Below are 23978 nucleotides of genomic sequence, written 5' to 3' on the forward strand. Positions count from 1 at the left end.
ATCTCATTGACGTACCCAGCGAAATTACGCTATAAGCCCGCCAAGATTAAGCGGCTCTCGGCCGCAGTTTGTGTTTCTAGGCTTAAAAGCCGGTCAATAAGAAGAGAGAGATAGACTTATGGCGAATACACCTTCGTCCAGAAAAGCAGTGCGTAAGATTGCAGCACGCACAGAGGTTAGTAAATCCCGTCGTACACGTGTTCGTTCATTTGTACGCAAATTTGATGATGCAGTTGCTGCCGGCAATAAGGCGGCTGCCGAAGTTGCTTTCAAGACGGTTGAACCGGAATTGATGCGTGCTGTCACAAAAGGTGTTCTGCATAAGAATACGGCTTCGCGCAAAGTTTCACGTTTAGCCAAAAAGTTGAAATCACTTTCTGCCTGATTGTTTGAAAGAACGCTTCCGAGGAGTTTTTTCTCGGTTGAGCGGGTTTGTAGATTTTCAAAAACCGGTGCCTTTCGGGTGCCGGTTTTTTTCGTTTTTATTTTTGTTAGGGCGGTGGAATAATTAACCGTAAAAATGATTAATTTTAGAAAGAAATATCATTTTATTTTTTTGTAAAAAAACCTTTAAAAACAATTACCTAACAGCCTTATCCACAATGACAAAAAAGCCTTGGAACGCTCATATTTTGTCAAGCTTTTTTTTTTAATTTTTTTTTAAGGGATTTTGTCGACCGGCAAGCGCCATAGCCGTTTCGAAAAAGCTTATTGATTCAAAGTAATTACGCGCTGTTCCTGTTAACGAATATCGGAAAAATAGAATAGGAACGCAATTTCCAGTTGAGTTTTACCCCTTGCATTTATGGACGGCGTTTTTGTATGGTCTAACTGCAATTAATAACTTTCCAGCCTGCTGCCTTTGAGTCTTCTCTGATCGGTTGACGATAAGCGGATAACAAAGGTAGTAACGCTATCAAATGAAAATGCTCTTTGTTTTTTCTAAGGGGTTGAAGCCGTGAAACTTGATGGAACAGAACATGTTTTTGTCACCACCAGGTTTGGTACAAGTAGATGGAAAGGGAATTACGAAACAGAGCGATCTTGGTTGCCTTATGTGGTTTGGCATCGAGGTGGCGCTTGTTGTTAAGGGGAAGTTCTTGGGGTGAGTTGAGTTTTTCGTGTTGAATGGATGTGTTTTTGGTTTGTTAAGAGGGTTAACAAACGTGTCGGTCTGTTTTTCGCGGAGTAGTTTTATTTTTGGTTATTCAAGGCAAGGATGTTTGGACCGCGAGCGTGTTGTAACCGTTCGGTTTTCATTTGTCTTTGTCAGAGAGAATGTTGCGTAAGATGTCAAATTTGAATGGGATTGTTTCTGGTGAAACCAAAGTAAATGATGATGTTCATCATTTGGTTGCACAAGATGAAGGGGACGAACTTTTTGCGCGTGTTATGGCGCAGCTGAAAGTTCATGTCGGTAACGAGGCTTATACGAGCTGGTTCGGTCGTCTACAACTCGATGAATTCAGCCGGAGCCAAGTACGGCTTTCTGTTCCGACAGCTTTTTTACGTTCTTGGATTACCAACCATTATGCGACCATTCTGACCGAGCTATGGCGTCAGGAATGTCCGACGCTGTTGCGGGTTGACGTTGTTGTGCGCGGAATGAATCGTGTGGTTAAACATCATACTCCGCGAAAAGAAGAAGAGACGCATGTTCAAAACCATCAGGAAAACATGGTTGTGTCGTCTTCTCATGGCCGCGCAGAACGTTTTTCCGGAGAAGCCCAACAGAGTGTTTTTGGCTCGCCGCTTGATTCGCGCTATACCTTTGATACCTTTGTTGAAGGTCCGTCCAATCGCGTGGCTCTTGCTGCAGCCCGTTCGATTGCCGAAAGCCATAAAAGTGCTTTGCGCTTCAACCCGCTTTTTATTCATGCGGCCGTAGGCTTGGGAAAAACCCATCTTTTGCAAGCAATTGCTGCTGCCGCTTTGCAGCGTCCAACGCCTGTTCGTGTCATCTATTTGACCGCCGAATATTTTATGTGGCGTTTTGCAACGGCGATCCGCGATAACAACGCTTTGTCATTTAAAGAACAATTGCGAGATATCGACCTGCTTATTATTGACGATATGCAATTTTTACAGGGTAAATCGATTCAGCATGAATTCTGTCATTTGCTCAATATGTTGCTTGATAGTGCAAAACAGGTTGTCGTGGCAGCCGATAGGGCGCCAGCCGAGCTTGAATCATTGGATGTCAGGGTGCGCTCACGTTTGCAGGGTGGTGTTTCGCTCGAAATTGAGTCGCCTGATTATGACATGCGGCTCGAAATGTTGCGCAAGCGCTTGAAAGCAGCCCAACATGATGATCCGTCTATTTCGATCCCCGACGAGGTTCTATCCCATATTGCAAGAACTGTTTCCGGTTCGGGGCGCGATCTTGAAGGGGCATTTAACCAGCTTCTGTTCCGTCAATCTTTTGAGCCGGATCTATCGCTCAATCGTATTGACGAATTGTTGGACCATTTGACGCGCTCGGGCGAACCCAAGCGGATTCGTATCGAAGAAATCCAGCGTGTTGTGGCTCGTCATTATAATGTTTCCAAGCAGGATTTGTTGTCGAATCGCCGTACGCGGACAATTGTTAAACCGCGTCAGGTTGCGATGTATCTTGCAAAAATGATGACACCACGCTCGCTTCCGGAAATTGGCCGTCGCTTTGGCGGACGGGATCACACAACTGTCCTTCATGCCGTGCGCAAGATTGAAGATATGGTCGGTGCCGATCAGCAATTGGCCAAAGAATTGGAGCTCTTGAAGCGCCTGATTGACGAGCAATCGGCTTGAACAGGCCTTTGAGAGAACAAGTCTCGTTAGACTCTGTCAGAGAGTAGTATCTTGTATTTTATGCAAGAATATTGCCAATCCGGTTTTTATCTGTTTTTCTTGTCGGGTGATTCCTTGGCTTAAAAGGAATCACTACATCTTGTTTTATTCAGTTAGAACCCTTTTTAATTGGCAGAATAATTTAGAGAGTGTCCAATATGCGCATTACAGTCGATCGTAGCCATCTGTTAAAATCTCTCGGCCGTGTTCATCGTGTTGTCGAACGGCGCAATACGATTCCTATTCTGTCCAATGTGCTTATCAATACAGTTAATTCCGGTGTCGAATTGCAGGCAACCGACCTTGATCTTGAGGTCACTGAAACAACATCTGCAAATATCGAACAAGCAGGTTCGACAACTGTTCCTGCCCACCTTCTTTACGAGATCGTGCGCAAGCTTCCCGAAGGTGGCGAGATTATGCTTTCGGTTTCCGATGACGGCAATGCTATGCAGGTCGTTTCCGGACGCTCGAACTTCCGTTTGCAATGCTTGCCTAAAGAGGACTTTCCGGAACTTAATGCCGGAGATTTCAGCCATAGTTTTAGTTTATCGGCTGCGGCTTTAAAACGATTAATCGACTGCACACAATTTGCTATTTCCACAGAGGAAACGCGTTATTATCTCAATGGTATCTATTTTCACGTCATTGACGATAAAGGCCTGAAAATACGTACAGTTGCAACCGATGGTCACCGTTTGGCCGAAGCGGAAACAGACGCACCGTCAGGCTCTGAAGGAATGCCCGGCGTTATTATTCCTCGTAAAGCGGTAGGCGAATTGCAGAAACTGTTGGGAGAGGAAGCCGAAAGCGAAATAAAGATAGAAGTTTCCGAAACAAAAATACGTTTCACGATTGCTTCTGTTGTGCTGACGTCGAAATTGATAGACGGGACATTTCCCGATTATCAGCGTGTCATCCCCTTGGGCAATGACAAAAAGCTGACGATCAACCGTCAAAGTTTTGCTGCGGCAGTTGACCGTGTATCGACCATTTCCAGTGATCGCGGACGTGCCGTTAAATTGACAATCGAAAATGGTCAATTGACACTCACGGTTAATAATCCTGATTCGGGAAGTGCGGAAGACCAGATTGTTGCCGATTATGAAGGTGAACCGCTGGAAATCGGTTTCAATTCCAAATATCTCCTTGATATTATGGCACAACTCAACGGTGAAAACGCGGTATTCATGCTCGCTGACGCGGGCGCACCAACGCTCATTCGCGATAGTGACGATGCTGACGCACTTTACGTTTTAATGCCAATGCGTGTTTAGAGAACGAATGGTAGATGAACCAGGCAGAAGCGCTGCAAAAGTTTTTGTCCGGCAGCTCAAGCTGACCAATTATCGTAATTATCAAAATTTTTCTGCCGATTTTTCCGACCGGATTGTGATCTTTACCGGACATAACGGTGCCGGTAAAACCAATTTGCTGGAAGCCCTGTCGTTTCTTTCGCCGGGGCGAGGTTTGCGTCGGGCACCTTACAATAGTGTCATTCGTGCCGGTCAGCCATCCGGTGCAGGCGAACAAATAGCGTCGGAAGATCAGGGTTCGAACGGCTTATTGCTGACTGAACAGAAGCCTCAAAAAGATGCTGCCGGATTGGGAAATGCACCAACCGGTCATGATGCGGCTCCTGTCCAAAAAGGGGCGGATGGATTTGTCATTTTTGCCCAATTGCATTCGGCTCTTTATGGAAATGTCAATATCGGCACGGCAAGTGATACTGCTTCGAATGGTCGCAAAGTGCGAATTAATGGGGAAAGTGTTGCTTCTGAAAGACTCACCGAATATTGCAGAGTGAGCTGGCTTGTTCCATCCATGGACGGTTTGTTTACCGGTCCTGCCAGTGACCGAAGGCGTTTTCTCGATCGCATGGTTCTGGCAATTGATCCCGCGCACGCTCGCCGCGTGTCGGATTTTGAAAAGGCAATGAGAGCAAGAAACCGGCTTTTAGTGGATGGAAATCGCGACGAATACTGGTTCAATGCATTGGAAACGCAAATGGCAGAACTTGCTGTTGCCATTGCGGCAGCGCGTATGGATGTCGTGAGACTCATTACAAATATTGATAATTTTGATGCCGAAAATACATTTCCGGTACCACTGCTTGATCTTGAGGGAACTATTGAACATTCATTGATGAGGCAATCGGCTGTAGATGTCGAAGAAGACTATAAACAACGCCTCCGCGATAAGCGGGAGCTCGATCGCACGGCCGGACGAACGCTTGAAGGGCCGCATAGAAGCGATCTGCTGGTCTTTTACGCCAAAAAGAATATGCCGGCGGCGCTGTGCTCCACAGGAGAACAAAAAGCCTTATTAACCGGACTCGTTCTTTCACACGCCCGATTGACAGCAGAAATTTCTGGTATGACACCGATTCTTCTGCTTGACGAGATGGCCGCCCATCTTGACCAGAAAAGGCGGGCAATATTATTCGATAGCCTTGATAAGCTTGGTGGCCAAACTTTTATGACCGGCACCGATAGCGAGCTTTTTTCGGCATTGAAGGGGCGTGCGGAATTTTTCGAGATATCCGGTGGACAGTTTACCAAAATTTAAGAAAATATCACCGACGTTAAGTAAACTCGTTCGAATATAGAGGGAATACCGACAATGGTAAAAAAGATTACAGTACTCAATGGGCCAAATCTGAACTTTTTAGGACGACGTGAACCGGCAATCTATGGTCGTGAAACATTGAAAGACATTGAAAATATGACGCGGGAATGCGCTCGTTCCCACGGGTTTGATGTCGATTTTTTACAGAGCAATTGCGAAGGCGAATTGGTTGGCTTTATTCAGGCAGCAATCGGCGAAAGCGTCGCAATAATCATTAATCCGGCGGCCTATAGCCATACTTCAATTGCCATACTCGACGCATTGAAAATGTTTGAAGGGGTGGTTGTAGAAGTTCATTTGTCGAACATCCACAAAAGAGAAACCTATCGTCACCATTCTTTTGTATCGGAAAGAGCCGATGCTGTTATTGCAGGCTGCGGAAGTGATGGTTACCGGTTTGCTGTTGAATATATCGTTCAGCACGATTTGTGAATCAAAAATCGTCGGAAAAACCGCGCAATATTGACGCAGGGGGGGACAAAATACTTGCGAATTTTTACCCAAAGAGTAAGACGTTGCCTAGATGATGCCACAATTGTCTTTGTGGCAACGTCAGTCCAAGTCGGGCTTCTATGTCTTTTTGGGACAAATATTCTGCCTGACGGGGAAAGTTGGAGAGGTGGAAAAGTCCGCTTTTCCGTGACGAATGAATAGAAATACCCTCGTGCAATAATATGCAATGCATATAAAGAGGCAGGTAGGAATGAAGAACTTTGGTAAACTAACAGGGCTGCTGGGCGTCTTAACATCCGCTTTGCTCTTGTCGGGTTGTGAATTTGATGTTCTTGACCCGGCGGGCTATGTGGCGCGCCACGAGCTAATATTGATTACTACATGCGTTATCGTAATGGCTTGTATTGTCATTCCCGTGATGATCGCCGTTGTCGCTTTCGCAATTAAATATCGTGCTACCAACACCCAAGCAGAATATCTGCCGGATTGGGGGCACTCCAACAAAGTGGAAACCTTCATGTGGGGGATTCCGATTCTTGTTATTATTATTTTGGGTAGCTTGACAGCTTATTTCACTTATAAGCTGGAACCCTCAAAGCCGATTGATAAAGCTGTTGCTGGAGAACAAGAACCACTCCAGATCGATGCAGTCGCACTTGATTGGAAATGGTTGTTTATCTATCCGCAATATGGCGTAGCTTCAATCAACGAGATCTATGCTCCTGAGAACCGTCAGGTTCTGTTGCAGTTGACTTCGGAAAATTCGGTTAACGCTTTCTGGGTTCCGCGTCTTGGTACAGTGTTGTATGCAATGCCACAAATGAATGCGAAGTTGCATCTTATTGCTGACCGTCAAGGTGTATTCAAAGGTTCTTCCGCCAATTACAGTGGCGACGGTTTCTCGGAGATGCACTTCAAATGGAATTCTGTTGCTCAGGCAGATTTTGATAACTGGATTGCCAAAGCTCGTGAAAGCAAAGAAACGCTTGATCGTGCTGGATATCGTCAGCTTTCCTATTCGCCGAAAATGGGCGATACTGCCGGTAAGCAAAAAGACGCTGAGGTTCGCTATTTCTCGCAAGTCGAAAAAGGTCTATACTATCGCATCGTGAACCGCTGCGTAGATAAAGACACGACTTGTAACGAAGATCAGATGAAACTTGCTGCAGCGAAATCTCTGTGGGGTGAACTCTGCTCCGTATTTGATCCCGGTGTGGTTCAGAAGAAATAAAATTATCGAGGAAGGGGCATCTACCTTCTCGAAAGGTAACGTCCCCTCCAAACCGAAATTCATTTAATATGGGTTGAAAAATGTTTGGAAGACTTACAGACCCTGTAGCCGGAGCGTTTCACGCGCTAACGAATGAGCCGATCGTCCTTTACACCTGCCTTGTTGTAGTTGCATTGGCCGTCGTTATTCTTGCCGCTATTACGCTGCTCGGCTGGTGGGGAATATTGTGGCGCAATTGGATCACATCTGTTGATCACAAGCGCGTCGGCATTATGTATATTGTCCTCGCAATTGTCATGCTTGTCCGTGGCTTTGCAGATGCTATCATGATGCGTACACACCAAGCGTTCGCGCTTGGATCAGAGACTGCGGGTTATTTACCGCCTGATCACTTTGACCAGATTTTCTCGGCACACGGCACAATCATGATTTTCTTCATGGCAACGCCGCTATTGTTCGGTATTTTGAACTATGTTCTGCCGCTGCAACTTGGTGCTCGCGATGTGGCCTTTCCATTTGCCAACAACCTTGGCTTCTGGATTACATGCGCCGGTGCGATTCTGATCAACATTTCACTCGGTATCGGTAACTTTGGCCGTGGTGGTTGGTTGATGTATCCACCTTTCTCGGAATTGCTGAATAGCCCTGACACAGGTGTTGACTATTATCTGTGGTCACTACAGCTATCCGGTATTGCGACAACAATGGGTGCTGTCAACTTTGTCGCCACTATCGTCAAATGTCGCGCACCCGGAATGACAATGTGGAAAATGCCAGTATTCTGCTGGTGCGCATTGGTTTCGAACGTTCTTATCCTTATCATTTATCCGCCGTTAACAGTTGCTTATGCACTGCTCGCCGGTGACCGTTACCTCGATATGAACTTCTTCACCAATACAGCCGGCGGTAACCCAATGGTTTGGATCAACTACGTTTGGATTTTCGGTCATCCGGAAGTTTATGTTCTGGTTGTTCCTGCATTCGGTATCATTTCCGAAATCGTTCCGACATTCTCGTCAAAACGCCTCTTCGGCTACACCTCGATGGTTTGGGCCGTCCTTGTTATCTTGATCCTCTCGATCATCGTTTGGGGACACCACTTCTTCACAATGGGTGGCGGCGAAGCCGTTAATACCTTCTTCGGTACTGCAACCATGATTATTGCTATTCCGACCGGTGTTAAGGTCTTCAACTGGCTCTTCACAATGTATAAGGGACGCATCCGTTTCGAACCTCCGATGTTGTGGTGCATGGGTATGATGTTCACCTTTGTTGGTGGTGGTCTTACTGGTGTTCTGCTTTCGATCGTTCCTTCGGACTGGCAGTTCCACAACTCCTTGTTCCTGGTTGCCCACTTCCACCACACAATTCTTGGTGGTGTTGTGTTCGCTTACCTCGGTGCATTGGCGTTCTGGTTCCCGAAAGCTTTCGGTGTTAAACCGAACCGCGCATTGGGTATTGCTTCGTTCTGGTGCTGGTTCATCGGCTTCTACGTAGCATTCTTCCCGATCTACGCAGTTGGTTTGATGGGTGCAACACGTCGTTTGCAGCACTATGTCGAACCAAGCTGGCAGCCTTTGTTCATCACAGCAGCTATTGGTGCATTTATCATCCTTCTCGGTATCCTGTGCTTTGTTCTACAGGTATTGATCGCCATCTGGTATGGCATCAAGCATAGAGGCAAATTGCCGATCACACAGAACGATCCGTGGGGCGATGCACGTACTCTGGAATGGTCAATCTCTTGCCCACCTCCTGCTTACAACTTTGCTACAGTCCCTGTCGTTCAAGCAGACGATGCCTATTGGGATATGAAACAACGCGGTGAGCATCGTAAGACTTCGGGCTTCGAGAAGATCCATATGCCTTCCAACACGATTGCAGGCTTTATTTCCGGCATGTTGATGTTGGTACTTGGCTTCTCTCTCGTATGGCACATCTGGTGGCTGGCTGTAATTACGTTCGTTGGCTTCATTTTGACCATTCTGCTTCATTCGCTTAATGGAAACCATGCAGGCTATTACATCTCGGCTGAAGAAGTACAGAAGACTGAAGACGAATTCAGCGCTGTTCTTAAAGCACAAGGAGTAAAAGCATGAGCGCTACAGCAACAGTAACAACCGCTCACGCGGAAAACCACCACGACGGTAGTTCGACAATGGTCTTCGGGTTCTGGGTTTATATCCTTTCCGACCTGATCATCTTCGCAACTCTGTTCGCTACATTTGCAGTGTTCGCCTCCGCTTACGGCGGCGGACCTGCCGGTAAGGATTTCATCAGCCTCAATTACGTGCTTTGCGAAACAGCTTTGCTGTTGTTCTCGTCAATCACTTATGGCATGGCAATGGTGCAGGTTCGTAATGGTAATATCGGCGGGGTAAAAACCTGGCTTGCTATTACTTTTATTCTTGGCCTCGCATTCATTGGAATGGAATTGAATGAATTCCATGAGCTTCTCTTCGGGAAGGAAAATGTTTTCTTCTTTGATCCGAATGCTTATGCGGGTGTTGATCCTGAAACCGGTGTTCGCACATTCGGTAAAGAAGTTCTGTCGGCTTATTGGTCGTCATTCTTCATGCTGGTTGGCACACACGGTATTCACGTTACGACCGGCTTGATCTGGATGGTATTGATGTTCTTGCATCTTGGCCGTCACGGTTTGGATAAAGATAACAAGACTCGCTTGTCCTGTCTTTCTATCTTCTGGCACTTCCTTGACATTATCTGGGTTGGTGTCTTCACAGCCGTCTATCTTTTGGGAGCACTATAATGAGCGAACATGAAGAAGCACACGGTGTAACAACCGGCAAATACATGGTCGGATTCATTCTGGCTGTTATATTGACCCTCGCTTCATTCATTCCTGTTATGCAAGGAATGCTTGATAACTGGGCAGTCAGTACCAAGGTTATATACCTCATTGGCATGGCTCTCATTCAGATATTCGTCCAGATCGTTTTCTTCCTCCACCTCAACGAAGGTCCGGATGCGAAGTGGATGGTCGGCTCAATGTGGTTTGGTGCGCTCTGCGTATTCATCGTTCTCGGTGGTACATGGTGGGCGATTTCTCACCTGAACTACAATATGATGGGCGGTTCGGGCCGTATTGTTCAGCCTGATATTATTGATCAGGTTCCGGGTGGTAGTCCGGTTGCACCTTCAACAGAAGCTGCACCTGCGACAGAAGAAGCTGCTCCTGCTACACCGGCAGCACCTGCACAATAATACGATTTTGTAATATAAAGCAGTTGAAAGCCCCGCTACCAAGCGGGGCTTTTTTTCGTTTTGTTCAAGAATTGCGGTCAATGGCTGGAAGTTCAGCCAAAGGCTAATTTACACATCGCCATAAACCCGATTTTCGCACGCTATTATAATTCCGGATAAAGAGTCGCCATAAGACCGTGTAGCTGTCCGCCCGCGCACCTAACACCAATGCGAAAATCCACTGCAAATAGACCAATTGACGTTTAATGAGATGTCGGAACGTAATGCACAACGATGTTTGAAAAGGGTGCCTATTGCACAGACTGTCCGGAAAAGACCACCAAGCACAGAGTGTCCGGAAAAGTCCGCCATGCATCGACTATCCGGAAATGTGGGGGCTTTGTGCCAATAAACTTGCCCATCCCATCAGAGAAGGAAAATGATCGGCCCGAACATGAGGGCTTTTCAAAAATGTGCTCACTGGCCACCCCTACCCAAATGTTTAAGAAATGGCTGTTAATAAAATAAGACCGGACAATCTTCAGCCCACCACGAGCCTGACTTGACTGGCAGGTAGCACGCTATTGATGAAAAAGGTATTTCTTTCGAGGGCGAATATGAATGCAAACGTAAGATAAACAGTGGCAAACAGGTTCGGCACCGCTGGAACCGGCTTCTTCTTGTGAGGAACAACAGAAATAGGCTATCGTCTTGCGCGATAAGCGACATTGGTTTTCATGGGAGACGGAATTTACAATCGCCAAATCGACTATATTTTTTTCAAGCTGTTTCAAGCGGCTGATAAGAGAGCAATATTATTCACGAACGGGCAAGAGCAGCACCTTTGCCTTCGCATCGGTTTTCTCCTTGATGTTACCAACGCCGAAAAATATCATTTTAACGCAATATGGATGTCTGAAAATTTTCGCTAAAGCATTTTTTTGCTGCAGCTTGAGCTAATTAAAAATACCGGTCGTGCGTCGATTTTCCAACCCACTTAACCTGCTAATTTTTAATGTTGAATTGAGATAAACAATTTTCGGTTTTCCGAAAATATCTCAAAATAAACGGACGCGTTATCAATTAAGGTTCATGAGTATCTGTCAGAATGAGACGGTCTCAAGCCTGACAAGTTTAGTTTTCCACGCAATGAATGACTATTGGTTTAGCAAAATCATAACAATTCTAATATGCGGTTCTGATCCAAATTGTGGGAAAAGGGAAGTTACAAGTCGAAGCCATGAATAAAAAGTTATCAATCAAAGCCCCCAAATCAAAAAGGAAGCAACAGCAGTTGCTTCCTTTAAATCCTGAACTTCCGTTCTTTTGGCAGAATGGATTGAATTAAGCTTCCTGAACATGTGATTCAAGGAACCACAAGCTCTTATCAAGTTCACGTGACGCCGCGGTAAAGATATCGGCAGTGTCTGCATCCCCTGCGTCATCTGCTTCGTCAATTGCTTTACGCATATCGTTGGCAGCATCGCCATAACGTTCGATCAAGGCCAAGAGATGATCATGCACTTTATAAATATCTGTCGGGTAAGCTTTCAGCTTGGACGTACCGGCAACTGCTTGAACGGTACCCAAAGCAGTTCCACCCAATTGGGCAACGCGTTCGGCAATAATATCAACATGTTCGTCAATTGCATCTCTAAAGCCGTCCAGCATTTCGTGGACACCAATAAAGTTGGACCCCTTCAAATTCCAGTGGGCCTGTTTTGTAACGAGTGCCAAATCGATAAGCGTTGCGAGGTTCTTGTTCAACAACGCAATGGCTGTTGTTTTTGTATTTGAAGGCATATCGTTACGAGTTTTGTGTGTTTTAACCATAATAATCTCCGCTTGAATTAATTCGCGTATCTATATAACGCACCAAACGCCTGAAAGTTCCGCTTGGAATTTCTACCAGTGTCAAGCTGTTCCAGTGGTAGTGCGGTGATGCCTTTATAGAATACACCTTATAAAAAATAATCCAACAGAAAATATATACAATAAATAAGTTAATTTTGGAAATATTTTACCATTATAAATTGTATAACCTAAACTTATGGATGTTTCATAAAAAATTATAATGAACTTATATTTTTTAATTATTTTAATTCTAAAAAAGTTTGCCGATTGATAAAATGGGAAATAGCTATTATATATAAGATATATTATATCTAATATAGAAAATTATTATGAATGATATATAATTATTGATTGACCGAAAAACAAGGTTTCATTGATGATCCGTAAAAAAATTGGGAATTTTATCATTTAAAATATCCAAATAGGACGTAATTTTTTGATAAATTTTAAACACAAAACAATTTATATAAATAAATAATATTCATATAATTCTGAAAATTATAATTATTAAAATCACTTGAAAGTTATTTTTATAAAGAATTAAAAATCAATACGAAATTTTATATAAAATGCATAACATTCTAAAAACGATAACCTTTTCTAAAGTCACACCTCGAATTGTTCATTGCATATATATTTTTGGCTGACATTTTTGTTCCAAGTCCGATGCTTTTGTTCTAAACAAAAATACAAGCTCTTCGAAAATAAAATTTGTGAAATATCGCCCGGCAATTTTTGTTGATTTTTGCCATATTTCGTTCCCGTTTTGAAAAAAAATTTTTGATCGTTTTGATCTATCAGCCAAGAAAAGTTCAAAACCTATTGATTTAAGGTTATCGGTTCTTTTGTTTCGGTGAACAATGGTCTAATAGACAGAAAATGATTACGCTTGCTATAGATACAGCTTCTTTAAATTGCGCCGTTGCATTGATGCAAGACGGCAGGGTTGTTGCGCGCGTAAGCGAAAAAATCGGTAAAGGGCACGCCGAAAAGTTGATCGGACAAATCATAGAGGCGTGCAGTTTAGCAAAAATAGAGTTGTCATCTATCGACCGTATTGCCGTCAATATCGGTCCGGGGTCGTTCACAGGCGTGCGCATTGGTGTGGCAACTGCAAGAGGCCTCGCTCTGGCACTTGTAAAGCCCGCAATTGGTGTAAGTTCACTTGAAGCAATCGGTTTTGAAGCACATGGACATTTTCCAAAAAGTCATATTATTGCTTTGATAGATGCCGGCCGCGACATGGTGTATCGGCAAGATTTTGATGAAAATTTGCAACCTCTTGCTCCTGCTACAGTGCAAAATTGCGAAGAGGTTGTCGCTGGGCTTGATAATAAGGCAATTCTTGCAGGCCCCTTTTCCAAAACTATAGCGCATTTGGCGGGTTTTAAGGAAAGTTCTGTTTATTTTCTTGATGCTGCGGATGTGGCAAGCTTTGCAAAATTGTCGCAAAACAAATCGTCCGATGGTTCACCGAAACCGCTTTATTTGCGCGAGGCAGATGCAAAGCCGCAAACAAGTTTTTCCGTGCCAAGGAAAAAGGAATGAGGTCAGGACTTTTTTCAAAACCGGAATATATTGTCACTTCGATTACATCAGATGATAGTGACATCTTGCATGATATACACAAACAATCATTTTATCATGCGTGGGATGAAACAGTTTTTGCCTCATTTCTGGCTGATCCGCAAATTTCAGGTTTTATCGTGAGCCCCGAGGGCAAGCCCGGAAAGGTTTTGGGTTTTGTCCTCTGTCGGTTGGTTATCGACGAGGCAGAAATTATTACTATCGCTGTTCATCCCCGATTTCGTCAAAAAGGCTTGGGAAAAAAGCTTTTGGATGCAGTTTTCCGCTATCTCTATCAGCAGCGGGCGAAAGTGCTTTTTCTGGAGGTTGATGAAAACAATAGCGCGGCACTTGCACTCTATAAAGGTTTCGGTTTCTATGAAGTCGGTCGTAGACCCGGTTATTACAAAACAGACAAAGGTCATAGTGATGCCTTGATCATGCGTAGAACCATTCAGCAAAAAGATTGAGATTTACCAGAAAACCGGATAAAAATATCCTATGAGCGAAGCAAACAAAAAAATCGGCAATAGCCGCAAGGTCTTTATCAAGACTTATGGCTGTCAGATGAATGTCTATGATAGTGAACGCATGGGCGACAGTCTTGACAGTGAGGGGTATGTGGCAACAGAAACTCCCGACGATGCTGATCTTATATTGCTCAATACATGTCATATCCGTGAAAAAGCGGCTGAAAAACTTTATTCCGATCTCGGTCGTTTAAGAGTTATGCGCGAAGAAAGGGATCCTTCGCGGCCATTAACAATAGGTGTTACAGGTTGCGTTGCTCAAGCCGAAGGGGCCGAAATTTTGCGCCGTGCACCAACAGTCGATCTGGTTGTAGGGCCGCAAACTTACCACCGGTTGCCTGAATTGTTGCGCAAGGTCCATGAAGGACAAAAGGTTGTTGAAACCGAATATGCAGTGGAAGATAAATTTGTCCATCTTCCACACCATAATCGGCGGGCTGTCCAGAAGCGAGGGGTTACTGCATTTTTGACGGTTCAGGAAGGCTGTGACAAATTTTGTACATTCTGCGTGGTTCCTTACACGCGCGGGTCGGAAGTTTCTCGTCCGCTAGACCAGATCATGAGCGAGGCACGTGAACTTGTCGACGCCGGGGTAAAAGAAATCACCTTGCTTGGACAAAATGTCAACGCCTGGCACGGCGTTTCGGCAGACGGAGATGTTTTGCATCTGGGAGACCTTCTTTATCAGCTTGCCAAAATTGATGGGCTTAAACGCCTCCGCTATACAACAAGCCACCCGCGGGATATGGACGACAGTCTTATAGCTGCTCACAAAAATCTCGGAATGCTGATGCCTTATCTTCACCTTCCGGTTCAATCAGGCTCCGACCGGATTCTCAAAGCGATGAATCGTCAACATAAAGCGGATGATTATCTGCGTCTTATTGGTCGCATCCGTAAAGCACGTCCCGATATTGCATTTTCAGGCGATTTCATTGTCGGCTTTCCCGGAGAAACCGACGGAGATTTCGAAGCGACGATGAAGCTCGTTCAAGAAGTAGGATATAGCTCTGCCTATTCATTCAAATATTCGCCACGTCCGGGAACACCCGGGGCAACAATGAAAGGCCATATAGAGGAGAAAGTAAAAGACGAGCGCCTTCAGCGCTTACAAGCCCTTATTCTCGATCAACAACATCAATTCTTGCAATCGAAAATCGGTCAGCGGATTGAAGTCCTCGTTGAGAAAGTTGGTCGCCATGAAGGGCAGATGGTCGGTCGCTCGCCCTGGTTGCTGCCTGTTGCTGTTTCAACAAATGCAAAAATTGGCGAAATTATCGCGGTTGATGTAACAGACGCATCATCCAACAGTCTCCTCGGCCGTGCAGTCAATTGAATATTTTTTTCAAGTTCGGCGGGATTTCATGGCGGGTTCGGTGGCGGATGAGGTAACGTGAATAAAGCAGGTTTCCTTTTCACTATAATTTTATATATTCTTACCCAAATATATTTTTTCAGGAGACAAGGTTGAAGAATTCAACCGAAACAAAAAAGACGGTCAAGACAGTTAAAAACGGGCGAGCGAAAGAGCCCGATAAAAGTGGTGTCGACGATGCTTCTGTTAAAAAAGGCGCATCCGATACAGATCATATTGTCCTGGTTTTCGAGGATAACCAGCAGGCAAATATTGTTTTTGGCCAATTTGACGAAAACCTTGCCCGCATCGAACAAAAACTGGGTCTGGATATCCGTGCACAGGGAAATGAAGTATCAATCCGGGGGGACAGGCAGGATATCGAAATTGCCCGCCGGTCTCTCGACCAGCTTTATGAACTTGCAAAAACCGGTTTGCAACCGGGTTTGTCGGATGTGGATGGTGCAATAGCAATCGCCTCTTCTGTGAACGAGAAAGCCGATCGGGAAAAGTCTGAAAATAGTTCGCGGAAAGTGACGCCAGCCCATATATCAACGCGTAAAAAAACAATTTATGCACGCACACCAATGCAGGATGCCTATATGCGGGCGTTACAACGTGCCGAGCTTGTTTTCGGCGTTGGTCCGGCGGGTACCGGAAAAACCTATCTTGCAGTGGCACACGCGGCAATGTTGCTCGAACGTGGACTTGTAGAGCGTATCATCTTGTCACGTCCTGCCGTTGAAGCCGGTGAAAGATTGGGCTTTTTGCCCGGTGATATGAAGGAAAAAGTCGATCCTTACCTGCGTCCTCTTTATGATGCACTTTATGACATGATGCCGGCCGAAAAAATCGAACGTGCCATGGCGGCAGATATTATCGAAATCGCTCCGCTTGCTTTTATGCGTGGTCGGACACTTGCCCACTCTGCTGTTATTCTCGACGAGGCACAAAATACAACATCAATGCAGATGAAAATGTTTTTGACCCGTCTTGGGGAAGGGTCACGTATGATCGTGACAGGCGACCCTAGCCAGATCGATTTGCCTTTCGGACAAAAATCGGGGCTTACCGAAGCGATGCGCATTCTTGGCAGTATTGACGATATTGTGACGGTGCATTTTACCGAGGCAGATGTTGTGCGACATCCATTGGTAACAGCTATTGTTACTGCCTATGATAAGGACGCCCGTCTGCACTCGAAAAATCGTGCTCAAGATAATAATATAGCAAAGAACCTGGAAAAATGACAGTGCATTATGACATGGCAATCAATGCTGAAGGCTGGCAAAACGAGGAGACTTTAAGACGGCTCGTTGACAGTGTGTTGCAAGCGACATTGCAGGAGCTCGGCTATGACAAGATTGATAGCGAACTGAGCCTTGTTTTTACCAATGATGCCGATATCCGCGAAATAAACGGGAAATGGCGCCACATTGACAAGCCCACCAATGTTTTGTCATTTCCGGCTTTTGCTCTTCAACCCGGACAAGAGCCCGGAGACATTTTGGGTGATATTGTCATTGCGCGTGAAACGGTTGCACGTGAGGCGGCGGAAGAACACAAGAGCTTTGACGATCATCTGAGCCATCTTGTTGTTCACGGTCTCCTTCATTTGATGGGGTATGATCACCAGAATGATGAAGAAGCAGAGCAGATGGAAACGCTGGAGAGAAAAATTTTAGCCTCTCTTGGTATTTCGGATCCTTATCTATGATTAAATAAAGCCAAGTGTTGCTATTATGCGTCTATACATATATTAGAGAAATATATGTCCTAGTTTAATAACAAGAAAACTGACACAATTTACTTCGCATATTGTAATTTTAAGAAGCCATGACGGAAAAAACAGATAGTTCAATTGACGAAGAGTCCGGTAGGTCATCAACAGGGCAAAACTCTTCACGGTCGCAATCAGGTGAAAAGAAGTCTTTATTTGCCAATCTCTTTTCTTTTTTGCGCTCGCGTAACAATTCGACTTTGCGTGAAGATCTGACAGATGCCCTTTCCGAGGGAGAAGGCGAAACAAACGCTCTTTTTTCGCCTGAAGAGCGCCTTATGCTCAATAATATTTTGCGTCTTCGGGAAACGCGCGTCGAAGATGTTATGATTCCCCGTTCCGAAATCGAAGCACTTGATATTTCGACAACTTTGGCTGAAGCACTGATAGAATTTGAAAAATCGGGCCATTCGCGTATGCCGGTCTATTCGGAAAGCCTCGATGATCCTCGCGGGATGCTGCATATCCGTGATGTCTTGAATTACATCACAAGGAAAGCGCAAAACGGGGAAAAAGAAGGGGTTCTCAATTTTTCCAAAATTGATTTTTCACAAGCTGTCGGTAATCTTGAACTGATACGAAGCGTTCTTTTTGTTCCGGGATCCATGTTGGCCGGACAATTGTTGACGCGTATGCAGGCAACGCGAACGCAAATGGCGTTGATTATCGATGAATATGGAGGAACAGACGGTCTCGCTTCTATGGAAGATATTGTCGAACTGGTTGTAGGTGATATCGAAGACGAACACGACGATGTCGACATGTCCATTATCAAAGAAGCAGAAAATAGGTGGCTTGTGGATGCGAGCGCTGATCTTGATGAGGTCGGAAAAGCGTTGGGACCAGGGTTCAAAATTGGCGAACACGGAGATGACGTTGATACAATTGGCGGGCTCATCGTTTCGACTCTAGACCGGATACCGGCGAAAGGTGAAGTTATAGAAGCCGTACCCGGTTACCAGTTCCGCATTTTGGAGGCCGATAAACGACGCATTAAACGGATCAGGATTCAACCGTTACAAAATCACCCGAAACAGGAGGGTGCGGCTGTTCCATCCGATTAAGCAACTATTGTTTTCAATCTTCTTTTCTGGAAGTGGCTAAGATTCAATAGACGTTTACGAATAAGCACTTCGAAGTGGTTTGTTTATCTTGTGTCGAAATTTTAGGGATGGAAAGATACGAGGGGAGCAGGAATGCGTATTTTGGCAACAGCCATCTCTTATATGAAGACATTACGAGGGCCGAAACGACAGCTCCTGAGCTTTGTGTGTGGTGGAATTACCGCTTTTGCATTAGCGCCGTTTTATCTCTTTCCTCTGGCTTTTTTTACTTTTCCGGTCCTTGTCTTATTGCTTGATAATATCGCTTGTAAGACTTGTCGGAAGCAACGTTTCAAGCTTGCCTTTTTCACGTCTTTCAGCTTTGCCTTCGGTTATTTTGTTTTTGGTCTTTGGTGGCTTTCAAGCGCCATGCTCGTTGACCCCGTCAGTTTCGGTTGGGCTATCCCGTTAGCAATATTCGGGCTACCATTCTATCTTGCACTTTATTGGGGATTTGCCGGTGGCGTTGCTATTGTCTTTTGGCATGAAGGACTGTCGCGTATATTCGTTTTGGCACTTGCTCTGGGAGTGGCAGAGCTCTTGCGCTCCATTATGTTTACCGGTTTTCCATGGAACGCAATCGGTTACACAATAATGCCGACACCACTTTTTATGCAGTCCGATGCAGTGGTGGGTTTATATGCAATGAACGCACTTGTCGTGCTTCTTTATTCGCTGCCAGCCAGTCTGTTTGACAAGAGCGGGCAATGGCTTGCACTTGGCATAGGCCTTGTTCTTTTTTGTACCCACACAGGATTTGGTATTGTCCGCCTCCATAATGCGCCTCCTATAGAAAGTTATGAGAACGCCGATCGATGGGTAAGATTGGTACAACCGTCCATCAAACAGGATGAAAAACTTGATAACGAAGTGCGCTATAGAATGTTTGATGCCCATATGCAACTGAGCGAACAACCGCTTGCAGACGGTGCACATGAACCCGCTTATATTGTATGGCCGGAAACTGCCGTGCCCTATATTCTCAATTATGTTCCTGAAGCAAAGATGCGTATTGCATCACTGCTTCGGCCGGATCAATGGGCAATTGTCGGGGCGGTACGCAGCACTGGCCGGCCGAATGATGAAAATAATAAATATTTTAATACCATATCTGTCATTGATAGTAATGGTGATGTTCTTGCGTCCTCGGACAAGGTGCATCTCGTCCCATTTGGTGAATATTTGCCTTTCCAACAAGTGTTCGACCGGATAGGCCTTCACGCTCTGGCGGTAATGGCAGGCGGCTATAGTAATAGCACGATACGAAAAACTGTGACACTGCCTGATGGATTTGTTTATCTGCCGATGATCTGTTACGAGGTCATATTTCCGAACGGTATGGGATATGAAGGCGATAAACCGCAAGCAATTTTGAATGTTACCAATGATGCATGGTTTGGCGTTACTCCCGGTCCTTATCAACATTTCGATCAGGCACGTTTACGCGCTGTTGAATTGGGAATTCCTCTTATTCGTGCAGCTAATAACGGCTTATCGGCAGTCGTTGATCCTTATGGGCGAATCGTCAGATCATTGGACCAGAATGCAGTCGGTGTGATTGATGCGCCAATTCCTGCGGCGATTGTTCCGATATGGAACAAAGGTCCAAATTTTTTGCACGCTTTTGTAGCCTTTCTTGTTATACTGACATTTAGTATAATGTTCGGTTATGTAAAAAACGGTCGTTCGATTGACAAGTTAGAACCAATGAGATGATATGAGGAAAAATTGTGGTCCAGCGGGGGACCGATATTAAAACCCATGAACAATAATCATATAAATCGGTTTGAATTTATGAAGATGGATCAATATTGACGCGAGAAAGTTGAATTATGGCCTCACTCAAAAAAACACCCGCCCCGACAGACGTATATGTGGGTAGCCGTATAAGATTACGGCGCAACATGCTTGGGCTCAGTCAGGAAAAGTTGGGCGAGCAATTGGGTATCACCTTCCAGCAAATACAGAAATATGAAAAAGGTACCAACCGCGTTGGTGCGAGCCGTCTTCAGGCTATTTCCGAAATTCTGGACGTGCCGGTTTCCTATTTTTTTGAAGAAGCTCCCGGTACCCGTTCGGCAGAAGGGTTTCGCGAAGACGACAATAATTTTATGGACTTTTGTTCAAGTAACGAAGGCATTCAACTTCTTCGTGCGTTTACCAATATAAAAGATCCGAAAGTTCGTCGTAAGATTATCGATTTGGCAAAGGCATTATCCGAAGACGAAACTCTTAATCAGCTTTAAATGTTTTTGAAAATTGATTTAGGACACGCAGAATCGTTTTTGTTTTTTAATTTTTATTATTGATTTTGTTTGCTGCTTTGTTGTCCACAGCGATGGATTAAAGCTTGATCAGACACTGAATGATGTCGGGATATTGTGTGTTGAATGCGTTTATCACATTTATTTCGTTCTCTTGACCAAAACAGCATTGACGCAATTCAACAAGCTTGGCAAATAAAGCAACTGTCGTTTTTCTTTCCGGAGAGTCCGGCGAGAAAGTAAACGTCGTCTTTCTAGAGGGGTTTCCCGTGTCTCATCAGAATTATCTTTTTACCAGCGAATCGGTATCGGAAGGTCATCCCGACAAAGTTTGTGACCGCATTTCAGATGAAATTGTTGATATGATCTACAAAGAAGCAGCCAAAACGGGTGTGGACCCCTGGTCTGTCCGCGTTGCTTGTGAAACTTTGGCTACGACCAACCGCGTTGTTATCGCCGGTGAGGTTCGTGTGCCCGATACACTTTTGAAAAAAGATAAAAATGGCAAACTTGTTCATGACAAAAATGGAAATCCGGTTATCAATCCGTCACGTTTCCGCTCGGCAGCACGTCGCGCCATCCGTGCTATCGGTTATGAACAGGAAGGTTTTCACTGGAAGACAGTGAAGATTGATGTTTTGTTGCATTCCCAATCTGCCGATATTGCTCAAGGCGTGGATAATGCTTCCGACCGTCAGGGCGAAGAAGGTGCGGGAGATCAGGGTATCATGTTCGGTTATGCCTGCCGCGAAACACCGGATTTGATGCCGGCACCAATCTATTATGCCCATAAAATTCTCGAGACTCTTTCGATTGCCCGCCATCTTGATGAAGGCGAAGCAAGCAAGCTTGGACCGGATGCTAAAAGTCAGGTTACAGTTCGTTATGAAAACGATAAACCTGTGGAAGTGGTCTCCATTGTTCTTTCAACCCAGCACACTGATCCGACATGGGATTCAAAGAAGGTTCGCTCGGTTGTCGAGCCGTACATCCGCCAGGCATTGAGCGATATAAAAATCGCCGATAATTGTAACTGGTATATCAATCCGACAGGAAAATTCGTTATTGGCGGACCTGACGGAGATGCCGGCCTTACAGGCCGTAAAATTATTGTCGATACTTATGGCGGCGCTGCTCCTCATGGTGGTGGTGCATTCTCCGGTAAGGATACCACAAAAGTAGATCGTTCGGCTGCTTATGCAGCCCGCTATCTTGCCAAAAATGTTGTTGCCGCAGGACTTGCCGATCGCTGCACAATCCAGCTTTCATATGCAATCGGTGTGGCCCAACCTCTTTCGATCTATGTCAATTTGCATGGCACAGGTAAAGTTGATGAAAGTGCTGTCGAGGCAGCTATTCGACAACTTATGGATTTGTCGCCTTCGGGAATTCGCAAGCATCTCGAACTTAACAAGGCAATTTACGCAAAAACATCGGCTTATGGGCATTTTGGTCGCAAACCCGGACGCGATGGTTCTTTCTCGTGGGAACGGACAAATCTCGTCAAAGCGCTGAAAGACGCAATCAAGGCGTAATGAGTGAACATAAAGAAAGGGCAAGTGAAGCTTTTTTCGGGCGTCGTCGTGGCAAGACATTGCGTGCGGGCCAGACCAGACGCGAAGAAACTTTACTTCCCCTTCTTAAAGTGGATTTGAACAAGCCTGCACCTGAAAGACTTGCCGACTTATTTGCTAGTTCCGGTGCCACAAAAAACAGTTGCGAAAATATACGCATTGAAATCGGATTTGGTGGCGGAGAACATCTTGTTCATGAAATGGACAGATTTCCACAAACAGGTTTTATCGGTGTGGAGCCATTCATCAATGGAATGGCCAAAATGCTTGCAGCCTTGGAAGGGCATGAGCAGAGGCTGCAACACATCCGGCTTTATGATGATGATGCGACCAGATTGCTCGACTGGCTACCGGAATCATCAATTGCCGGAATAGATCTTTTTTATCCTGATCCGTGGCCCAAGAAAAAACATTGGAAGCGCCGCTTTGTGAATATGAAAAATTTGAACCGCTTTGCACGGGTTTTAAAACCGGGGGCGAAATTCCGGTTTGCTTCGGATATTGATACTTATGTGAATTGGACATTGTTTTATTGCATGCGCCATCCGGATTTTTATTGGACAGCCAATGGTTCGAAGGACTGGAAAACACCTTTTGAAGCTTGGCCGGGAACGCGCTATGAAGAAAAAGCATTGCGGGAGGGGCGCACGCCCGCTTATCTCACATTTGTCAGAAAATAGCAGTCACTGTAGCGGATTGTTATCGGACAAGTTTTTCGGGAATTGTTTTGACATGCCGTAATGTTGTACTTGAAAAAAACAATTATCGAGTGTATAGTATAGAAAATTCTTGATCATTTGATGAAGAGTGGGTTTTCCGAGCCCGCTCTTTTTTGTTACCAAAATGATCTGTTTGATATTTGGAATAGATAGGCATGAGCGAGAGCGGACAGGCAGTTGATTTGGATGAACCGCGCCTTTTTGAAGAAAAAGGCGTTGAGGCACGAGTGGTTGCAATTGTTGCACCGGTGCTAAAACCTCTTGGTTACCGGATTGTCAGGGTGCGGTTGTCAGGTCTCAACGGCCTTACTTTGCAAATCATGGCCGAGCGGGGTGATGGTACAATGACCATCAAGGATTGTGAGGAAGTGAGCAGCATTGTCTCACCTATTCTTGATGTGGAAGACATCATCGAACGGAAATATCATCTTGAAATTTCTTCGCCCGGAATTGACCGTCCACTGGTCAGAAAATCCGATTTTTCACGTTGGCAAGGTCATATCGCAAAAATCGAAACGTCGATAATGATTGATGGGCGAAAGAAATTTCGCGGGACAATTAGCGATGTTAATGACGATGGATTTGTTCTCAATACCGACAAGGCAGCCTATGGCGAAGCTTTGGCTGTGCAACTTCCGTTTACCGATATTGCCGATGCGCATCTGGTTTTGACCGACGATCTGATCCGTGATGCGCTGGCAAAAGACAAGGCATTGCGCCAGCAACTCATTCCCGATGATGACCTTGGGTCCGATAACGATTCTGAAAAAGCGGATAATTCGGGCAAGACACAAAAGAATTTGAAGGGCGGGGACAGTCGAAAAAAGTCCAAGCCGGAAAAGAAATAATTTAATCTATGCCGTGAAGCGGCACTAAAAAGGAGAGAATC

21 protein-coding genes are annotated in these 23978 nt (G+C 45.1%); 20 read left to right on the forward strand and 1 reads right to left on the reverse strand.

Features of this window, described 5'->3' with window-relative positions; genetic code table 11:
- The first annotated feature begins 118 nt into the window (after positions 1 to 118).
- The 9 genes from rpsT to cyoD all read left to right on the forward strand — a co-directional run bounded on the left by rpsT (position 119) and on the right by cyoD (position 10366).
- On the forward strand, positions 119 to 385 hold the full coding sequence (gene rpsT, locus H3S83_RS02615; RefSeq protein ID WP_077970082.1) for a 30S ribosomal protein S20: 267 nt from the start codon (positions 119 to 121) through the stop codon (positions 383 to 385).
- 905 nt (positions 386 to 1290) lie between these two features.
- A complete protein-coding gene (gene dnaA, locus H3S83_RS02620; protein WP_198238834.1) occupies positions 1291 to 2790 on the forward strand; it encodes a chromosomal replication initiator protein DnaA in 1500 nt (499 codons plus the stop codon).
- A gap of 197 nt (positions 2791 to 2987) precedes the next feature.
- Complete coding sequence (gene dnaN / locus H3S83_RS02625) at positions 2988 to 4106, forward strand: DNA polymerase III subunit beta (RefSeq protein ID WP_077970092.1); 1119 nt, start codon at positions 2988 to 2990, stop codon at positions 4104 to 4106.
- A 7-nt stretch (positions 4107 to 4113) separates the two neighbouring features.
- Positions 4114 to 5397, forward strand: coding sequence for a DNA replication/repair protein RecF (gene recF / locus H3S83_RS02630; RefSeq protein WP_198237938.1), 1284 nt, complete (start codon positions 4114 to 4116; stop codon positions 5395 to 5397).
- 54 nt (positions 5398 to 5451) lie between these two features.
- Positions 5452 to 5889, forward strand: a complete 438-nt coding sequence (gene aroQ / locus H3S83_RS02635; protein WP_198237937.1) for a type II 3-dehydroquinate dehydratase — start codon at positions 5452 to 5454, stop codon at positions 5887 to 5889.
- A gap of 271 nt (positions 5890 to 6160) precedes the next feature.
- Positions 6161 to 7141, forward strand: a complete 981-nt coding sequence (gene cyoA / locus H3S83_RS02640) for a ubiquinol oxidase subunit II (protein ID WP_198237936.1) — start codon at positions 6161 to 6163, stop codon at positions 7139 to 7141.
- 80 nt (positions 7142 to 7221) lie between these two features.
- Positions 7222 to 9240 carry a cytochrome o ubiquinol oxidase subunit I gene (gene cyoB, locus H3S83_RS02645; protein WP_078038939.1) on the forward strand — a complete coding sequence of 673 codons (2019 nt, stop codon included), beginning with the start codon at positions 7222 to 7224 and terminating at the stop codon, positions 9238 to 9240.
- Positions 9237 to 9911 (forward strand): cytochrome (ubi)quinol oxidase subunit III, encoded by a 675-nt coding sequence (locus tag H3S83_RS02650; protein ID WP_198225371.1) that lies wholly within the window; start codon positions 9237 to 9239, stop codon positions 9909 to 9911. The genes cyoB and H3S83_RS02650 overlap by 4 nt, the downstream gene beginning before the upstream one ends.
- Positions 9911 to 10366: a cytochrome o ubiquinol oxidase subunit IV gene (gene cyoD, locus H3S83_RS02655; protein WP_077970107.1), complete on the forward strand. Its 456-nt coding sequence runs from the start codon at positions 9911 to 9913 to the stop codon at positions 10364 to 10366. Before H3S83_RS02650 ends, cyoD begins: the two co-directional genes overlap by 1 nt.
- 1323 nt (positions 10367 to 11689) lie before the next feature.
- Here cyoD and dps read toward each other — a convergent pair.
- A complete protein-coding gene (dps, locus tag H3S83_RS02660) occupies positions 11690 to 12178 on the reverse strand; it encodes a DNA starvation/stationary phase protection protein Dps (protein WP_077970111.1) in 489 nt (162 codons plus the stop codon).
- 900 nt (positions 12179 to 13078) lie between these two features.
- Here dps and tsaB point away from each other — a divergent pair.
- From tsaB to rimP, 11 genes are all read left to right on the forward strand, one after another.
- Positions 13079 to 13747, forward strand: coding sequence for a tRNA (adenosine(37)-N6)-threonylcarbamoyltransferase complex dimerization subunit type 1 TsaB (gene tsaB, locus H3S83_RS02665; protein ID WP_198238835.1), 669 nt, complete (start codon positions 13079 to 13081; stop codon positions 13745 to 13747).
- Entirely contained in the window at positions 13744 to 14235 is a 492-nt protein-coding gene (rimI, locus tag H3S83_RS02670; protein ID WP_198238836.1) for a ribosomal protein S18-alanine N-acetyltransferase, read from the forward strand. Before tsaB ends, rimI begins: the two co-directional genes overlap by 4 nt.
- 31 nt (positions 14236 to 14266) lie before the next feature.
- Positions 14267 to 15631 (forward strand): tRNA (N6-isopentenyl adenosine(37)-C2)-methylthiotransferase MiaB, encoded by a 1365-nt coding sequence (gene miaB, locus H3S83_RS02675; protein ID WP_198238837.1) that lies wholly within the window; start codon positions 14267 to 14269, stop codon positions 15629 to 15631.
- A 131-nt stretch (positions 15632 to 15762) separates the two neighbouring features.
- The gene (locus H3S83_RS02680; RefSeq protein WP_210327909.1) at positions 15763 to 16899 is read left to right on the forward strand and encodes a PhoH family protein; all 1137 of its coding nucleotides are present in this window, start codon (positions 15763 to 15765) and stop codon (positions 16897 to 16899) included.
- Entirely contained in the window at positions 16896 to 17366 is a 471-nt protein-coding gene (gene ybeY / locus H3S83_RS02685) for an rRNA maturation RNase YbeY (protein ID WP_198238838.1), read from the forward strand. The genes H3S83_RS02680 and ybeY overlap by 4 nt, the downstream gene beginning before the upstream one ends.
- A gap of 119 nt (positions 17367 to 17485) precedes the next feature.
- A complete protein-coding gene (locus tag H3S83_RS02690) occupies positions 17486 to 18493 on the forward strand; it encodes a hemolysin family protein (RefSeq protein ID WP_198232609.1) in 1008 nt (335 codons plus the stop codon).
- A 132-nt stretch (positions 18494 to 18625) separates the two neighbouring features.
- Positions 18626 to 20248, forward strand: coding sequence for an apolipoprotein N-acyltransferase (lnt, locus tag H3S83_RS02695; protein WP_198238839.1), 1623 nt, complete (start codon positions 18626 to 18628; stop codon positions 20246 to 20248).
- 116 nt (positions 20249 to 20364) lie between these two features.
- Complete coding sequence (locus H3S83_RS02700) at positions 20365 to 20778, forward strand: helix-turn-helix domain-containing protein (RefSeq protein WP_077970127.1); 414 nt, start codon at positions 20365 to 20367, stop codon at positions 20776 to 20778.
- Between the two features lie 287 nt (positions 20779 to 21065).
- Positions 21066 to 22331, forward strand: coding sequence for a methionine adenosyltransferase (gene metK, locus H3S83_RS02705; RefSeq protein ID WP_077973406.1), 1266 nt, complete (start codon positions 21066 to 21068; stop codon positions 22329 to 22331).
- Entirely contained in the window at positions 22331 to 23050 is a 720-nt protein-coding gene (locus tag H3S83_RS02710; protein WP_198238220.1) for a tRNA (guanosine(46)-N(7))-methyltransferase TrmB, read from the forward strand. Before metK ends, H3S83_RS02710 begins: the two co-directional genes overlap by 1 nt.
- 194 nt (positions 23051 to 23244) lie before the next feature.
- Positions 23245 to 23937, forward strand: coding sequence for a ribosome maturation factor RimP (gene rimP, locus H3S83_RS02715; protein WP_078038948.1), 693 nt, complete (start codon positions 23245 to 23247; stop codon positions 23935 to 23937).
- Positions 23938 to 23978 lie beyond the last annotated feature (41 nt).

The organism is Bartonella sp. W8122 (assembly GCF_016102485.1).
Lineage (GTDB): Bacteria > Pseudomonadota > Alphaproteobacteria > Rhizobiales > Rhizobiaceae > Bartonella > Bartonella apihabitans.

Excerpts from the sequence above, each read along its gene's own strand:
- rpsT (WP_077970082.1), top strand. The coding sequence starts at position 119 with ATGGCGAATACACCTTCGTCCAGAAAAGCAGTGCGTAAGATTGCAGCA.
- dnaA (WP_198238834.1), top strand. The coding sequence starts at position 1,291 with ATGTCAAATTTGAATGGGATTGTTTCTGGTGAAACCAAAGTAAATGAT.
- dnaN (WP_077970092.1), top strand. The coding sequence starts at position 2,988 with ATGCGCATTACAGTCGATCGTAGCCATCTGTTAAAATCTCTCGGCCGT.
- recF (WP_198237938.1), top strand. The coding sequence starts at position 4,114 with ATGGTAGATGAACCAGGCAGAAGCGCTGCAAAAGTTTTTGTCCGGCAG.
- aroQ (WP_198237937.1), top strand. The coding sequence starts at position 5,452 with ATGGTAAAAAAGATTACAGTACTCAATGGGCCAAATCTGAACTTTTTA.
- cyoA (WP_198237936.1), top strand. The coding sequence starts at position 6,161 with ATGAAGAACTTTGGTAAACTAACAGGGCTGCTGGGCGTCTTAACATCC.
- cyoB (WP_078038939.1), top strand. The coding sequence starts at position 7,222 with ATGTTTGGAAGACTTACAGACCCTGTAGCCGGAGCGTTTCACGCGCTA.
- H3S83_RS02650 (WP_198225371.1), top strand. The coding sequence starts at position 9,237 with ATGAGCGCTACAGCAACAGTAACAACCGCTCACGCGGAAAACCACCAC.
- cyoD (WP_077970107.1), top strand. The coding sequence starts at position 9,911 with ATGAGCGAACATGAAGAAGCACACGGTGTAACAACCGGCAAATACATG.
- dps (WP_077970111.1), bottom strand. The coding sequence starts at position 12,178 with ATGGTTAAAACACACAAAACTCGTAACGATATGCCTTCAAATACAAAA.
- tsaB (WP_198238835.1), top strand. The coding sequence starts at position 13,079 with ATGATTACGCTTGCTATAGATACAGCTTCTTTAAATTGCGCCGTTGCA.
- rimI (WP_198238836.1), top strand. The coding sequence starts at position 13,744 with ATGAGGTCAGGACTTTTTTCAAAACCGGAATATATTGTCACTTCGATT.
- miaB (WP_198238837.1), top strand. The coding sequence starts at position 14,267 with ATGAGCGAAGCAAACAAAAAAATCGGCAATAGCCGCAAGGTCTTTATC.
- ybeY (WP_198238838.1), top strand. The coding sequence starts at position 16,896 with ATGACAGTGCATTATGACATGGCAATCAATGCTGAAGGCTGGCAAAAC.
- H3S83_RS02690 (WP_198232609.1), top strand. The coding sequence starts at position 17,486 with ATGACGGAAAAAACAGATAGTTCAATTGACGAAGAGTCCGGTAGGTCA.
- lnt (WP_198238839.1), top strand. The coding sequence starts at position 18,626 with ATGCGTATTTTGGCAACAGCCATCTCTTATATGAAGACATTACGAGGG.
- H3S83_RS02700 (WP_077970127.1), top strand. The coding sequence starts at position 20,365 with ATGGCCTCACTCAAAAAAACACCCGCCCCGACAGACGTATATGTGGGT.
- H3S83_RS02710 (WP_198238220.1), top strand. The coding sequence starts at position 22,331 with ATGAGTGAACATAAAGAAAGGGCAAGTGAAGCTTTTTTCGGGCGTCGT.
- rimP (WP_078038948.1), top strand. The coding sequence starts at position 23,245 with ATGAGCGAGAGCGGACAGGCAGTTGATTTGGATGAACCGCGCCTTTTT.